This window comes from Streptomyces sp. NPDC059454, assembly GCF_042749965.1.
Taxonomy (GTDB): Bacteria; Actinomycetota; Actinomycetes; order Streptomycetales; family Streptomycetaceae; genus Streptomyces.
Window position 1 is genome coordinate 96,796 of record NZ_JBHYVC010000001.1, and the last position, 13,808, is coordinate 110,603.

Annotated in this window: 13 protein-coding genes, 1 tRNA gene and 1 pseudogene; 7 read left to right on the top strand and 8 right to left on the bottom strand. The window is 71.2% G+C overall.

Going from position 1 to position 13,808, the window contains the following annotated elements; all coding sequences use genetic code 11:
- Positions 1-217: 217 nt before the first annotated feature.
- Positions 218-892: a Crp/Fnr family transcriptional regulator gene (locus tag ACFXAE_RS00450; protein WP_006132548.1), complete on the top strand. Its 675-nt coding sequence runs from the start codon at positions 218-220 to the stop codon at positions 890-892.
- Positions 893-993: 101 nt separating this feature from the next.
- On the opposite strand, the gene ACFXAE_RS00455 is transcribed toward ACFXAE_RS00450, so the two are convergent.
- The 4 genes from ACFXAE_RS00455 to ACFXAE_RS00470 all read right to left on the bottom strand — a co-directional run bounded on the left by ACFXAE_RS00455 (position 994) and on the right by ACFXAE_RS00470 (position 3,854).
- Positions 994-1,824, bottom strand: a complete 831-nt coding sequence (locus ACFXAE_RS00455) for an MBL fold metallo-hydrolase (protein ID WP_384706115.1) — start codon at positions 1,822-1,824, stop codon at positions 994-996.
- Entirely contained in the window at positions 1,821-2,702 is an 882-nt protein-coding gene (locus tag ACFXAE_RS00460) for an NUDIX hydrolase (protein ID WP_384706117.1), read from the bottom strand. The genes ACFXAE_RS00455 and ACFXAE_RS00460 overlap by 4 nt, the downstream gene beginning before the upstream one ends.
- Positions 2,703-3,228: 526 nt before the next feature.
- Entirely contained in the window at positions 3,229-3,696 is a 468-nt protein-coding gene (locus ACFXAE_RS00465) for a RidA family protein (protein WP_384706119.1), read from the bottom strand.
- The gene (locus ACFXAE_RS00470; protein ID WP_003975360.1) at positions 3,693-3,854 is read right to left on the bottom strand and encodes a DUF4177 domain-containing protein; all 162 of its coding nucleotides are present in this window, start codon (positions 3,852-3,854) and stop codon (positions 3,693-3,695) included. Before ACFXAE_RS00470 ends, ACFXAE_RS00465 begins: the two co-directional genes overlap by 4 nt.
- A 127-nt stretch (positions 3,855-3,981) precedes the next feature.
- On the opposite strand from ACFXAE_RS00470, the gene ACFXAE_RS00475 reads away from it, so the two are divergent.
- Both ACFXAE_RS00475 and ACFXAE_RS00480 read left to right on the top strand, forming a co-directional pair.
- Positions 3,982-4,959, top strand: a complete 978-nt coding sequence (locus ACFXAE_RS00475) for an ArsA family ATPase (RefSeq protein WP_384706121.1) — start codon at positions 3,982-3,984, stop codon at positions 4,957-4,959.
- Between the two features lie 133 nt (positions 4,960-5,092).
- Positions 5,093-6,499 carry an ArsA family ATPase gene (locus tag ACFXAE_RS00480; protein ID WP_384706123.1) on the top strand — a complete coding sequence of 469 codons (1,407 nt, stop codon included), beginning with the start codon at positions 5,093-5,095 and terminating at the stop codon, positions 6,497-6,499.
- 47 nt (positions 6,500-6,546) lie between these two features.
- Here the strand turns inward: ACFXAE_RS00480 and wblA are convergent, their stop codons facing one another.
- Positions 6,547-6,885: a transcriptional regulator WblA gene (gene wblA, locus ACFXAE_RS00485; protein WP_384706437.1), complete on the bottom strand. Its 339-nt coding sequence runs from the start codon at positions 6,883-6,885 to the stop codon at positions 6,547-6,549.
- Positions 6,886-7,315: 430 nt separating this feature from the next.
- Here wblA and ACFXAE_RS00490 point away from each other — a divergent pair, with 430 nt between their 5' ends.
- The gene (locus ACFXAE_RS00490) at positions 7,316-9,610 is read left to right on the top strand and encodes a transglycosylase domain-containing protein (protein ID WP_384706125.1); all 2,295 of its coding nucleotides are present in this window, start codon (positions 7,316-7,318) and stop codon (positions 9,608-9,610) included.
- Positions 9,611-9,814: 204 nt separating this feature from the next.
- Here ACFXAE_RS00490 and ACFXAE_RS00495 read toward each other — a convergent pair whose 3' ends face one another.
- On the bottom strand, positions 9,815-10,279 hold the full coding sequence (locus ACFXAE_RS00495) for a GatB/YqeY domain-containing protein (protein WP_384706127.1): 465 nt from the start codon (positions 10,277-10,279) through the stop codon (positions 9,815-9,817).
- Positions 10,280-10,382: 103 nt separating this feature from the next.
- On the opposite strand from ACFXAE_RS00495, the gene ACFXAE_RS00500 reads away from it, so the two are divergent.
- The 3 genes from ACFXAE_RS00500 (at position 10,383) to ACFXAE_RS00510 (ending at position 12,272) form a co-directional block, all read left to right on the top strand.
- Positions 10,383-11,324: a metallophosphoesterase gene (locus ACFXAE_RS00500; protein WP_384706129.1), complete on the top strand. Its 942-nt coding sequence runs from the start codon at positions 10,383-10,385 to the stop codon at positions 11,322-11,324.
- A 55-nt stretch (positions 11,325-11,379) separates the two neighbouring features.
- The gene (locus tag ACFXAE_RS00505) at positions 11,380-12,165 is read left to right on the top strand and encodes a Pr6Pr family membrane protein (protein ID WP_384706131.1); all 786 of its coding nucleotides are present in this window, start codon (positions 11,380-11,382) and stop codon (positions 12,163-12,165) included.
- Between the two features lie 33 nt (positions 12,166-12,198).
- A tRNA-Pro gene (locus tag ACFXAE_RS00510) sits at positions 12,199-12,272 on the top strand.
- A gap of 137 nt (positions 12,273-12,409) precedes the next feature.
- On the opposite strand, the pseudogene ACFXAE_RS00515 reads toward ACFXAE_RS00510, so the two are convergent.
- Positions 12,410-12,625, bottom strand: a pseudogene (locus tag ACFXAE_RS00515) (cation transporter); the annotation flags it as partial.
- 148 nt (positions 12,626-12,773) lie between these two features.
- On the bottom strand, positions 12,774-13,691 hold the full coding sequence (locus tag ACFXAE_RS00520) for an ion transporter (RefSeq protein WP_384706133.1): 918 nt from the start codon (positions 13,689-13,691) through the stop codon (positions 12,774-12,776).
- Between the last annotated feature and the right edge of the window lie 117 nt (positions 13,692-13,808).

The window sequence follows — 13,808 nt, forward strand, 5'->3', positions numbered from 1 at the left end:
ATTTGGACACCCGGTCAGCCTACGACCCGGCACCGACATCCGCCCCGGACCCCGAAGACCGGCGTCCAATTGGCCCCCCTGCCGCTTACCCCGACCGGCCCGTACGGCATCCTTGTGACAGATCACACTGTTTGGACCGTCCGGCAAAATGGGAACCACGGTCCCCTGGTACGTGGGGGAACAAGATCCCCTGAGCAGGTCGACAAGGAGAGAACTCGTGGACGACGTTCTGCGGCGGAATCCGCTTTTCGCGGCGCTCGACGACGAGCAGGCCGCCGAGCTTCGCGCCTCCATGAGTGAGGTGACCCTCGCACGGGGCGACTCCCTGTTCCACGAGGGCGACCCCGGTGACCGCCTGTACGTGGTCACCGAGGGCAAGGTCAAGCTGCACCGCACGTCCCCCGACGGCCGCGAGAACATGCTCGCCGTGGTCGGTCCTGGCGAGCTGATCGGTGAGCTGTCGCTCTTCGACCCGGGCCCGCGCACCGCGACCGCCACGGCGCTCACCGAGGTCAAGCTGCTCGGTCTGGGCCACGGCGACCTGACGCCCTGGCTGAGCGCCCGTCCCGAGGTGGCCACGGCGCTGCTGCGGGCCGTCGCGCGCCGGCTGCGCAAGACCAACGACGCGATGTCGGACCTGGTCTTCTCGGACGTCCCGGGCCGCGTCGCCCGCGCTCTGCTGGACCTCTCCCGTCGCTTCGGCGTGCAGTCCGAGGAGGGCATCCACGTCGTGCACGACCTCACGCAGGAGGAACTGGCCCAGTTGGTCGGCGCGTCCCGCGAGACGGTCAACAAGGCCCTGGCCGACTTCGCCCAGCGCGGCTGGCTCCGCCTGGAGGCCCGTGCGGTGATCCTCCTGGACGTCGAACGCCTCGCGAAGCGCTCCCGCTGACACCGGGCACCGGAGCCCCGCTTCCCGTGGGAGGCGGGGCTCCGTCGCGTCCGCGCACGGCAGGCACACGCCAGGCGTACGCGCCGCGCGGACCCCGAGGGCTAGATGAGCCCGTGCTCCCGCAGATACTCCAGTTGGGCGCGTACCGACAGTTCCGCGGCCGGCCACAGGGAGCGGTCGACGTCGGCGTAGACGTGGGCGACGACCTCGGCCGGGGTGCGGTGGCCGTCCTCGACGGCCGTCTCGACCTGGGCGAGGCGGTGGGCCCGGTGGGCGAGGTAGAACTCGACGGCGCCCTGGGCGTCCTCCAGGACGGGTCCGTGGCCGGGCAGCACCGTGTGGACGCCGTCGTCGACCGTGAGCGACCTGAGCCGGCGCAGCGTGTCCAGGTAGTCGCCGAGGCGGCCGTCGGGGTGGGCCACGACGGTCGTACCGCGGCCCAGGACGGTGTCGCCCGTGAGGACCGCACGATCGGCCGGGAGGTGGAAGCACAGGGAGTCGGCCGTATGGCCGGGGGTCGGTACGACCCTCAGCTCCAGGCCCCCGACGGTGATGACGTCCCCGGCGGCCAGCCCCTCGTCGCCGAGCCGCAGCGCCGGGTCCAGCGCCCGCACCTTCGTGCCGGTCAGCTCGGCGAAACGGGCGGCGCCCTCGGCGTGGTCGGGGTGACCGTGCGTCAGGAGGGTGAGGGCGACGCGCTTTCCGGCCTGTTCCGCGGTGCCGACGACGTGCCGCAGGTGTCCGTCGTCCAGCGGGCCGGGATCGACCACGACCGCGAGGTCGGAGTCCGGCTCCGACAGGATCCAGGTGTTGGTGCCGTCCAGGGTCATCGCCGAGGGGTTGGGGGCCAGCACGTTGACGGCACGCGCGGTGGCGGGTCCGGAGAGGACGCCGCCCCGTGGCCGGCCGGGAAGGGTGCTTGCGTCCGTCATGCGGGGGCTCCACCGGTCGGGATGCGCTTCGTGAACTCGTCGTGTCCCGGCCAGGAGAGCACGATCTCGCCCTCCACCAGGCGCGCGGAGGCCAGCACCGGCGTGAGGTCCCGCGCGGGCGCCGCGTCGAGCGCCTCCGCGGCCGTGGCGTACGCCGTGAGCTGACGCAGGGTGGCGATGGTCGGGGGCATCATCAGCAGCTCGCCCCGGTCGTACGCCTCCGCCGCCGCGCGGGGTGTGGTCCACACCGTGCGGTCGGCCTCCGTGGAGGCGTTGCGGGTGCGCTGGCCCTCGGGGAGCCCGGCGACGAAGAACCAGGTGTCGTAGCGGCGGGACTCGAACTCGGGCGTGATCCAGCGCGTCCACGCGCCGAGCAGGTCCGAGCGCAGGACCAGTCCGCGGCGGTCCAGGAACTCCGCGAAGGACGTCTCCCGCGCGACGAGCGCGGCGCGGTCCGCCTCCCAGTCGTCGCCGGTCGTGTCGCCGACCACGGAGTCGGGGGTGGGTCCGGCGAGCAGGACGCCGGCCTCCTCGTACGTCTCCCGCACGGCCGCGCAGACGATCGCCTGGGCCCCCGCCCCGTCGACGCCGAGCCGGTCGGCCCACCACGCGCGCGTGGGGCCCGCCCAGCGGACGTGCCGGTCGTCGTCCCGCGGGTCGACGCCGCCGCCGGGATAGGCGTACGCGCCGCCCGCGAACGCCATGGAGGCACGCCGGCGCAGCATGTGCACGGCGGGCCCGTCGCCGGTGTTCTTGAGCAGCATGACGGTGGCCGCGCGCTTCGGCACGACCGGCGTGAGATCGCCGCCCGCCAGCGCACGGATCCGCTCCGGCCACTCCGGCGGATACCACTGTCCGCCGGCCTGCGCATTCACCATGGCCGGAGGCTATCTGGTGACGGGCGGATGTTCGAGTGCCCAGGGAACCCGCGGGGCCGGCGGGGCCGGCGGACGACACGGCGGGCGCCGGACGGGACACGGCGGCGACCGCGCGGCTCACGCCCGGTGCACAGTCACCCGGGGCACGGCCGCCCGGACGAGCCGCACGCGTCTCACCCGAGACCGGTCGGGCGGCCCGCGTCACCGACCCCGTGGGTGCACCCGGGTGCCGAACCCGGCCACGCGAGGACCTCCCGCGTGCATCCGCGTGCATCCGCGCGCCGGACGCCAGGGGCTCGAGAACGTGCCGTCACACCGGGCGCCGGGGTCCCGGTACCCGCACGTCGGATGCCACGGTCACCAGGGGTGCCGTCGGACCGGGCACCGGCGTCCCGGGCACCCGCACGACAGGGCGCCCCAGCCACCGGGCCACGCCATCACGCCGGACGCCGGGGCCCGGCACGGTGCCGGGATCGCCGGGTCACGCGCCCCGCGCGTCGCACGCCCCGGGACCCGTCGGCGCGGGCTACGCCTCCGTGAGCTCCACCTGGATCTCGACCTCCACCGGCGCGTCCAGCGGCAGCACCGCGACGCCCACCGCGCTGCGGGCGTGGACGCCCTTGTCGCCGAGGACCTCGCCGAGCAGCTCGCTCGCGCCGTTGAGGACGGCCGGCTGGCCGGTGAAGTCCGCGGCGGAGGCCACGAAGCCGACGACCTTCACCACGCGCGCCACCCGGTCCAGGTCCCCGGCGACGGACTTGACCGCGGCGAGGGCGTTCAGCGCGCAGGTGCGCGCCAGGTCCTTCGCCTCCTCCGGCGTGACCTCCGCGCCGACCTTCCCGGTCAGCGGAAGCTTGCCGTCCACCATGGGCAGCTGGCCGGCGGTGAAGACGTACCGCCCCGACCGCACGGCCGGCTGGTACGCGGCCAGCGGCGGGACGACCTCCGGCAGGCTCAGGCCCAGCTCGGCCAGTTTCGCCTCGACGGCGCTCATGCCTGCTTCTCGCGCTTCAGGTAGGCCACCAACTGCTCGGGGTTGTTCGGCCCGGGCACGACCTGGACGAGCTCCCAGCCGTCCTCGCCCCAGGTGTCCAGAATCTGCTTCGTTGCGTGGACGAGCAGCGGCACAGTCGCATATTCCCACTTGGTCATGCGGCCGACTCTAGACCCCGCCCGCGCGGGACGCGGCCCCCGCACCACCCCCGCGCGCGGGACGCGACGGCCGGCAACCGCCACCCGGAGCCGCCGGGGCGCGGGGCGAGCCTTTAGGCTCGAAGACGTGAGCAGGCTCCAGGTCGTCAGTGGCAAGGGCGGAACCGGCAAGACCACGGTGGCCGCGGCCCTCGCGCTGGCCCTGGCCACGGAGGGGAAGCGGACGCTCCTCGTCGAGGTCGAGGGCCGCCAGGGCATCGCACAACTCTTCGAGACGGAGGCACTGCCCTACGAGGAACGGAAGATCGCCGTCGCTCCGGGGGGCGGCGAGGTGTACGCCCTCGCCATCGACGCCGAGCTGGCCCTTCTGGACTACCTCCAGATGTTCTACAAGCTCGGCAGCGCCGGCCGGGCCCTCAGAAAGCTCGGCGCGATCGACTTCGCCACCACGATCGCACCCGGCGTGCGGGACGTCCTGCTCACCGGCAAGGCGTGCGAGGCGGTACGCCGCAAGGACAAGCAGGGGCGGTTCGTCTACGACTACGTCGTGATGGACGCCCCGCCGACCGGCCGCATCACCCGCTTCCTCAACGTCAACGACGAAGTCGCCGGACTCGCCAAGATCGGCCCGATACACAATCAGGCGCAGGCGGTCATGCGGGTGCTGAAATCGCCGGAGACGGCCGTGCACCTGGTGACGCTGCTGGAGGAGATGCCGGTACAGGAGACCTCCGACGGCATCGCGGAACTGCGCGCCGCGCGGCTGCCGGTGGGACGGGTCATGGTGAACATGGTCCGGCCCGAGGTGCTGGACGGGGACGGCCTGGAACTCGCGGCGGCGGTCCCTCGTTCCTCCATCGCGCGGGCGCTGTCGTCCGCCGGCCTCGGCGGCGCGCGACGCGGGGGACACGCCGAGCGGCTGGTGGACCCGTTGCTCGCGCAGGCGGAGGAGTACGCCGAGCGGTACGCGCTGGAGACCGAGCAGCGCGCCGTGCTGGCCGCCCTCGACGTGCCGTTGCACGAGCTTCCGCTGTTCGCGGAGGGCATGGACCTGGCCGGCCTGTACCAACTGGCCAGGGAACTGCGTGCGCAGGGCGTGTCATGACCGGCCGCACCCACACGGTGCGGCCCCGAAGCGCCTGCCGCCGCCGTACCCGCCCCGCCACGCACCACCGGCACCACAGCCACCGCCGTACCCGCCCCGTCATGAGTCGGAAGCACCGGAAGCAGGGGATGTCATGAGTCGTCGTCCGGAACCGGCGCAGGCCCAGGACCCGGCCCGTCACCGCCTCTCCCCCGCCCGCACGCTCGACATCGACCCGCTGATCGAGGACCCCGCCACCCGGATCGTGGTGTGCTGCGGCTCGGGCGGGGTCGGCAAGACGACCACCGCCGCGGCACTCGGTCTGCGCGCGGCCGAGCGGGGACGCAAGGTGGTGGTCCTCACCATCGACCCGGCCCGCCGGCTCGCCCAGTCCATGGGCATCGACTCGCTCGACAACACCCCGCGCCGGGTGAAGGGCGTCGACGACTCCGCGGGCGGCGAACTGCACGCGATGATGCTCGACATGAAGCGCACCTTCGACGAGATCGTCGAGGGGCACGCGGACCCCGACCGGGCCGCCGCGATCCTGGGCAACCCCTTCTACCAGTCGCTCTCGGCGGGCTTCGCGGGCACGCAGGAGTACATGGCGATGGAGAAGCTGGGCCAGCTGCGGTCCCGGGACGAGTGGGACCTCATCGTGGTCGACACCCCGCCGTCCCGTTCCGCGCTGGACTTCCTGGACGCCCCCAAGCGGCTCGGGTCCTTCCTCGACGGCAAGCTCATCCGCGTCCTGCTGGCCCCGGCGAAGGTCGGCGGCCGTGCGGGGATGAAGTTCCTGAACGTCGGGATGTCGATGATGACCGGCGTCCTGGGCAAGGTGCTCGGCGGTCAGCTGCTGAGGGACGTGCAGACGTTCGTGGCCGCGATGGACTCGATGTTCGGCGGGTTCCGTACCCGCGCGGACGCCACGTACAAGCTGCTCCAGGCGCCCGGGACGGCGTTCCTGGTGGTGGCGGCCCCGGAGCGGGACGCGCTGCGCGAGGCCGCGTACTTCGTGGAGCGGCTGGCGGCGGAGGAGATGCCGCTGGCCGGGCTGGTCCTCAACCGGGTGCACGGCAGCGGCGCGGACCGGCTGTCGGCCGAGCGGGCGCTGGCCGCCGCGGAAAATCTTGAGGACTCCCGCATTGTGGATCAGGAGGACGGGAAGGCTGGACTTCGTAACTCTCCCGAAACGTACGGAAGTTCAGAACCCTCCGCGTCATCCCCCGCTTCCGGGACACCGGCTCAGGACGTCCCCGGCACAGGCTCCCCCACCATCGCGGACGACACCGAAGGCACGAGCACGAAGGGCACGGATGCGGACGCCGACACGGACCGGTCCGTCGACCGGCTCACCGCGGGCCTGCTGAGGCTGCACGCCGAGCGGATGCGGCTGCTCTCGCGCGAGCAGCGCACACGCGACCGCTTCACCGCACTCCACCCCGAGGTGGCGGTGACCGAGGTGGCCGCGCTGCCCGGCGATGTGCACGACCTCACGGGACTGCGGGACATCGGCGACCGACTCGCGGCCAACCGGCCGGAGCTGCCCGAAACGCCCTGACGACACCCCGGCCGGAACCGGGCAGGACCAGGAGCCCCCGAGGGCCCTCAGCTCACCGCCGCGTAGTTCTCGTACACCTCGTCGTCGTTGAGCGGCAGGACACCCGGTCCCCGCTCGTACTCCGAGCGCGCGGTCTCCAGCAGCCTGCGCCAGGAGGTCACGGTCGGCCGCCGGCGCAGCAGTGCGCGGCGCTCACGCTCCGTCATGCCCCCCCACACGCCGAACTCGACGCGGTTGTCGAGCGCGTCGGCCAGGCATTCGGTGCGTACCGGACATCCGGTGCACACCGCCTTGGCCCTGTTCTGCGCTGCTCCCTGAACGAACAGTTCATCCGGATCGGTAGTGCGGCAGGCAGCCTGCGCACTCCAGTCGGTAACCCAGCCCATACCGGCGCCGTCCTCTCCCGAATCGAGGCTCCCCCACGGCGGCAGCGGCATATTCACCGCCGCCAGTTGAGGACGTTACGGAAGGTGGGCACAGCGCAACACCCCCAGCGGGCCCAATCTTGAATGGTCCGAACGGACTATGGGTAAGCGGCAGATCACCCGGGGGAGTGAGGGGACGACATGCGCGACGAACCCGGCATTCCAGGTCAGTTCAGTTGCGACACAACGGGCACCACATGACACACGCGGTGGATCCGGACACGGCCTCCACACTCCTCGGCAGAAACTCGTACGAAAAAAATCGAGGAGATCCGGAACGATTCGGGGTCGCCGGACGTATTGATACGTGGCCTCACCGCTGTGACAGTCGAGAGCAGCTTAGGCCAAGGCATATACGCTTGTCCGGCGAATGAGAACGTAGGCTGCTCCCATGCCAAAGAAGCGCTCGGGCGGTGGTCTGTCTCCCACGCAGCAGGCCGCCAAGTTCCTCGGTGTCAGTGTCCTCGCGGGGGCCGTCATGGCCGGCATCGCGCTGCCCGCCGTGGGCGCGCTCGGCCTGGCGGCCAAGGGATCGGTCGAGAGCTTCGACGAGCTCCCGGCCAACCTCAAGACGCCGCCGCTGAGCCAGCGCACCACCATCCTCGACGCCGACGGCGGCCAGATCGCCACCGTCTACTCGCGTGACCGCACGGTGGTCGACCTCAAGGACATCTCGCCGTACCTGCAGAAGGCGATCGTCGCGATCGAGGACTCCCGCTTCTACGAGCACGGCGCGATCGACCTCAAGGGCGTCCTGCGCGCACTCAACAAGAACGCGCGCAGCGGCGAGGTCTCCGAGGGCGCGTCCACGCTCACGCAGCAGTACGTGAAGAACGTCTTCGTCGAGGAGGCGGGCGACGACCCGACGAAGGTCGCGCAGGCCACCCAGCAGACCATCGGCCGCAAGATCGCCGAACTGAAGTACGCGATCCAGGTCGAGGAGGAGCTGGGCAAGAAGAAGATCCTCGAGAACTACCTGAACATCACCTTCTTCGGCCAGCAGGCCTACGGTGTCGAGGCCGCCGCCCGGCGCTACTTCTCCAAGTCCGCCAAGGACCTCAACCTCCAGGAGTCCGCCCTCCTCGCCGGCCTCGTCCAGTCACCGAGCCGCTACGACCCGGTCAACGACGAGGCCGAGGCGAAGAAGCGGCGCAACACCGTCCTCCAGCGGATGGCCGAGGTCGGCGACGTCTCCCGGGAGGAGGCCGCCGAGGCGGCGAAGGCCCCGCTGGGCCTGAAGGTCAGCAAGCCGAAGAACGGCTGCATCACGGCGGTCGACGACGCGAGCTTCTTCTGCGACTACGTGCGCGAGGTGTTCCTGAGCGACCCGGTCTTCGGAAAGACCAAGACCGACCGGGCGAGGATCTGGAACCAGGGCGGCCTGACCATCCGTACGACGCTCGACCCGCAGGCGCAGGACTCGGTGCAGCAGTCGCTGAAGGACCACGTCTACCAGTCGGACTCGGTCGCCGCGGCGTCCACGCTGGTCGAGCCCGGCACCGGCAAGATCGTCGCGATGGGCCAGTCGAAGCCGTACGGCTACGGCAAGAACGAGACGGAGATCAACTTCTCGGTCGACTCTGCCATGGGCGGCTCCAACTTCGGCTTCCCGACGGGTTCGACGTTCAAGCCGTTCGTGGCGGCGGCCGCGCTGGAGGAGGGCAGGCCGCCGACGCAGACCTACTCCGCCCCGTTCGAGATGCCGTACCCGGCGACCGTGCGCGGCTGCGACAAGCCCTGGGTGAACGACGGCGACTACAAGCTGGAGAACGAGAACGAGTCCGAGGTGGGGCCGTACGCGCTCAAGGACGCGATGGCCAAGTCGGTCAACACCTACTTCGTGCAGATGATCGAGGACATCGGCATGTGCCCCGTGGTGACGATGACCGACAAGCTCGGCGTGGTCCAGGGCAACGGGAAGAAGATCCCCGAGGTCCCCTCCTCCATGACCCTCGGCTCCACCGGCCTCTCGCCCCTCACGATGGCGAGCGCGTACGCCGCCTTCGCCTCCCGGGGCATGTACTGCACGCCGGTCGCCATCGAGTCGATCACGCAGAAGATCGGCAACGAGCAGAAGTCGCTCGAGGTGCCGAAGTCGACGTGCTCGCGCGCGATGAGCGAGAAGACCGCGGACACGGTGAACAGCCTGCTGCAGGGCGTGGTCGACTCCGGTACGGGTCAGGAGGCCGGCCTCAGCGACCGCGACAACGCCGGTAAGACGGGTACGACGGACGAGCGCAAGAACGCCTGGTTCGTCGGCTACACGCCGAACATGTCGGGCGCTGTCTGGGTGGGCAGCGCGAGCCAGAAGGTCGAGATGAAGAACATCACGATCGGCGGCCGGTACCACCCGCTCGTCTTCGGTGGCGCGGTCCCGGGTCCCATCTGGAAGGACGCCATGACCGGCGCCCTGGCGGGCCAGGAGTCCCCGTCCTTCAACATCATCCACATCCCGGACGCCCCGGACCGCGACGAGGGTGACGGCGAGGGCGACGGCGGCGGCGACCGTGACGACGACGGCAACAACGGCGACGACGGTCCCATCGGCGGCCTGACCAGCGGCGGCAACGCCAACGGGGGCGGCAACGGCACGGGAGGCACGGGCGGCGCCGAGCCGGACCCGACGTTCTCCATCCCGGAGGGCTTCATCCGGGGAGCGGGCGACGGCCCCGGGGGACGCGACTGACGGCCTTGGCCGGACACGTCGAACGGCCCCTCCCCCCGCGCGCTATCGGGGGGGAGGGGCCGTTCGACGTCGTACGACGTACTCGCGCTGTGACGGGAGCGGACTCAGCCGGCCGCGCGCCGCACCGGAGCCACCGGCTCAGCCGACCGCACGCGACACCGGAACCGTCGCTCAGCCGACCGCACGCCGCACCGGAACCGTCGGTCAGCCGGCCAGCAGCTTCTTCACCGCGGCGGCGACCCGGCCGCCCTCCGCCTGCCCGGCCACCTTCGGGTTCACGATCTTCATCACGGCGCCCATGGCCCGCGGCCCTTCCGCCCCCGCCGCCTTCGCCTCCTGAACGGCCTGGGCGACGATCGCGTCCAGCTCCTCGTCGGACAGCTGCTGGGGCAGGTACTGCGCCAGCACCTCGCCCTCCGCCTTCTCCCGCTCGGACTGCTCGGGGCGGCCCCCCTGCGCGAAGGCATCCGCCGCCTCACGGCGCTTCTTCGCCTCGCGGGTGATCACCTTCTGCACCTCGTCGTCGGAAAGCTCGCGCTTCTCCTTCCCCGCGACCTCCTCCTTGGTGATCGCGGCGAGCGTCAGCCGGAGCGTCGAGGAGCGGAGCTCGTCGCGCTCCTTGATCGCGGCGTTGAGGTCTTCCTGCAGCTTCGACTTGAGCGTGGTCATGGCTGGATTGTCGCAGGTGCGGGAGGCGGAACGCCTGCTGATTTAAGAGGCGCCGTATCCACGGGCGTTCGGAGCGCCCACCCGGGTCTGACACGATGGACGCATGCGCGCGCGATACAAGATCCCCCTGGGAATCACGGCGGCCGGCGCCGCCGGGCTGCTGTACGCGGCGGGCTTCGAGGCCCGCTCCTTCCGCCTCCGACGGGTGACCGTCCCCGTCCTCCCGTCCGGGATGCGCCCCCTGCGCGTGCTCCAGGTCTCCGACATCCACATGGTCGGCGGCCAGCGCAAGAAGCAGCGCTGGCTGCGCTCCCTGGCGGGCCTGCGCCCCGACTTCGTGCTCAACACGGGCGACAACCTGTCCGACCCCGAGGGCGTGCCGGAAGTCCTCGACGCACTCGGCCCCCTGATGGAGTTCCCGGGCGCGTACGTCTTCGGCTCCAACGACTACTACGGCCCCACCCTGCGCAACCCCGCCCGCTACCTGGTCGAGAAGGTCCAGGGCCGCCACGGTCTGAACGGCAACGCACAGGCGGTCGGCGTGGTCCACAACCCGTGGGAGGACCTGCGGGACGGCTTCGACGCGGCGGGCTGGCTGAACCTGACGAACACCAGGGGCACCCTGAAGATCGAGGGCACGTCGATCGAGCTGACCGGCCTGGACGACCCGCACATCAAGCGCGACCGGTACGCGGAGGTCTCGGGCGGCCCGTCGGACACGGCGGACTTCTCGATGGGCGTCGTCCACGCCCCGTACCTGCGTGTCCTGGACTCCTTCGCGGCCGACGGCTACCCGCTGATCCTGGCCGGCCACACCCACGGCGGCCAGCTCTGCATCCCCTTCTACGGCGCCCTGGTCACCAACTGCGACCTGGACACGGACCGCGTCAAGGGCCTGTCCACGCACACGTCCGAGGGCCGCACGTCCTACCTCCACGTCTCCGCGGGCTGTGGCGCCAGCCGCTACACCCCGGTCCGCTTCGCCTGCCCCCCGGAGGCGACGCTGATGACCCTGGTGGGCCGCGAGCAGGGCGCCGCCGGGTAACCCGTCCGGCCCACCCGCGTCGCCCCGAACCGGACGTCCGCCCACGCTGGGGTGCATGACCGCCCCGATACCCAGGGACCTCCCGGACATCCCCGCCCTGCCGCGTACGCATCCGGCGTCGGCCGCCCTCTTCGCCCCCGCCAGAGCCGTCGTCCCGCTGGTACGCCGCCCGCTGACCGCGGCGTACCGCCTGCTCCTGGCACTGCTGGCGGCGGGCGCGGTGCTGGTGGGCACCCTCCTCGGCAGCCCGGCCCGGGTGCTGAGCCACTTCGCGGTCCAGAGCGCGCTCCTCCTGGCCCTGGTCACGCTCACCTCGGCCCGCCGCGCCTGGAGCGCCCGCCACCCCCTGCCGGGCGCTCTCACGGGGGCGGCCCTGCTGTACGTGATCATGGCGTCCCTGGCCCACCACATCCTCCTGGCGGACGCGGCCCCGCCCTTCTCGACGGCCGGCGACGCGACCGGAACCTCCTGGCTGGAGCCGCTCGCCGCCCACACCCTGCACACGGTGCTCCCCGTCGCCGCGGTACTGGACTGGCTCCTCCTCTCCCCGCCGGCCCGCACCCGCCTGCGCCAGGCCGCCACCTGGCTGCTGTACCCCCTGGCCTACCTGGCCTTCACCCTGGCCCGGGGCGTATTCCTCCCCGACTCCCCCGCCCGCTACCTCTACCCCTTCCTCGACGTCGCCCGGCACGGCTACCGGAACGTCCTCGCCAACGCCCTCCTCCTGGGCCTCGCCCTCTACGCCCTGGCCGTCCTCCTCGTGGCCCTGGACCACACCCGCCCCAACCCGGTCCGCCGCCCCTCGAAAACCGGATTTCGTCTCCGGCCCCCGGTGGGCTAAAGTAAACGTCGTCGCCGCGACAGCAGCGACGATCGGGGTGTAGCGCAGCTTGGCAGCGCGCTTCGTTCGGGACGAAGAGGTCGTGGGTTCAAATCCCGCCACCCCGACAGTGAAGTACCAGGTCAGGGGCCTGATCCGCAGTGCGGGTCGGGCCCCTGAGCGGTTCCTGGAGATCGCTTGGGAGAAATCCGGGAGAAGGTCTTGGCCGGCTCCTCCCAGGAGCGGTCTCCGGTGCCGCAGGAAGAGCGACGCCGACCGCGGTCATCACGGTGCCCGGGAGGGACGTCACGAGCCCGGAAAGGACGGCCCCGAACAGGGCGTGGCCCCGTCCGGTGCGGTCGGCGAGGGTGTCTCCCGCTCATGCGAGCCGGATACTGCACACCACGGTGACAGCCGTGGCCAGGAGGAAGGCACCGATACTCCAGCTCAGAGGCCACAGGTCGGTCAGCGCTGCGGGCATGAACACCATGCGTCGGTGTGAGGCGGCAACGGAAGTCGACTGTCACGTACCGCGGAGGAAGTGCTCCCCAGGACACGCCCTTGTCCGTGGCGCGGAGGACCGCGCCTTCGCGTGGGAGCTGCGTCCCGTCGCTGCGCTCTCCGCCCGCTCACACCTGTCTCCGGGCTCCCATGAACGCCGGCCGGTCGGTTGTTGCCGATGAGTGAGGCGCGGATCGGCCCAGTTCCTGTTCGAGTTCGTCCAGAGCTCGGCGGGTCTCATCGATGCGGCGGCGCAGTGACAGGTGATCGCCTGTCGGGGGGTCGATGCGTGGCGGCCGTACCGGGGGCCCCACCCGGTCCATGTCGCGGGCTTCGTCGAGGGAGGTGATGACGACGCCGATGAGGACGTTGACGAGGACGAAGGAGGCGAGCAGGACGTAGGAGGCGTAGTAGAGGAGACTCCAGCGCGAGATGTCCAGGCCGGCGTGGACGGCGTCACCGATGCCGTCCAGGGTCATCAGCAGGAAGAGGGTGAGCACGGCACGGCCGAGGGAACCGTAGTGCTCGGGGTCGTGGCGGCCGAAGAAGACCCAGCCCACCATCGCGTACAGGTACAGCAGCAGCGCGCCTACGAGCAGGAAACTCAGGGTGCCCGGCAGGCTGCGGGCCACCGCGACGAGCACGACGCGCAGCTGCGGCAGGAAGCGGGCGGTGCGCAGCACGCGGGCCAGGCGCAGAAGCCGCAGGATGGTGCTGTTCTCGCGCAGGAAGGGCAGGAAGGCGCACAGGACAACGACCAGGTCGAACAGGTTCCACGGGTCCTCGAAGAAGTTCCGGGGCCGGTCGGCGTGCGCGGCCAGACGCAGCACGATCTCAACGGTGAAGGCGACCAGGCAGGCATGCTCGGCCAGACGTAACCAGTGGTGCCAGTCGGCGACCACTCCGGGGTACGTCTCGATGCCCAGCAGTACGGCGTTCACGAGGATCAGAGCGAATACGGTGAGGGCGAACCAGCGGGCCTCCGTGACGGCTCGGCATCGTAGGGCCAGAGCCGTGCGGACCCTGCGAACTCGGTGCTCGGACATCGCGCTGTCTTGTCTCCTCGCGTGCGCTGCGCTCGGCCCCGGTCGGCTCGTACGAGCGGGCCCGGACGTCGGCGATCATGTTCCGGAAGAAACTTTCTACAGCACTGTAGTTTCTGG

Coding starts and splice junctions, on each gene's coding strand:
- ACFXAE_RS00495 (WP_384706127.1), bottom strand. CDS start 10,279: ATGACCACGCTCAAGTCGAAGCTGCAGGAAGACCTCAACGCCGCGATC.
- wblA (WP_384706437.1), bottom strand. CDS start 6,885: ATGGGCTGGGTTACCGACTGGAGTGCGCAGGCTGCCTGCCGCACTACC.
- ACFXAE_RS00500 (WP_384706129.1), top strand. CDS start 10,383: ATGCGCGCGCGATACAAGATCCCCCTGGGAATCACGGCGGCCGGCGCC.
- ACFXAE_RS00455 (WP_384706115.1), bottom strand. CDS start 1,824: ATGACGGACGCAAGCACCCTTCCCGGCCGGCCACGGGGCGGCGTCCTC.
- ACFXAE_RS00520 (WP_384706133.1), bottom strand. CDS start 13,691: ATGTCCGAGCACCGAGTTCGCAGGGTCCGCACGGCTCTGGCCCTACGA.
- ACFXAE_RS00460 (WP_384706117.1), bottom strand. CDS start 2,702: ATGGTGAATGCGCAGGCCGGCGGACAGTGGTATCCGCCGGAGTGGCCG.
- ACFXAE_RS00490 (WP_384706125.1), top strand. CDS start 7,316: ATGCCAAAGAAGCGCTCGGGCGGTGGTCTGTCTCCCACGCAGCAGGCC.
- ACFXAE_RS00465 (WP_384706119.1), bottom strand. CDS start 3,696: ATGAGCGCCGTCGAGGCGAAACTGGCCGAGCTGGGCCTGAGCCTGCCG.
- ACFXAE_RS00505 (WP_384706131.1), top strand. CDS start 11,380: ATGACCGCCCCGATACCCAGGGACCTCCCGGACATCCCCGCCCTGCCG.
- ACFXAE_RS00470 (WP_003975360.1), bottom strand. CDS start 3,854: ATGACCAAGTGGGAATATGCGACTGTGCCGCTGCTCGTCCACGCAACG.
- ACFXAE_RS00480 (WP_384706123.1), top strand. CDS start 5,093: ATGAGTCGTCGTCCGGAACCGGCGCAGGCCCAGGACCCGGCCCGTCAC.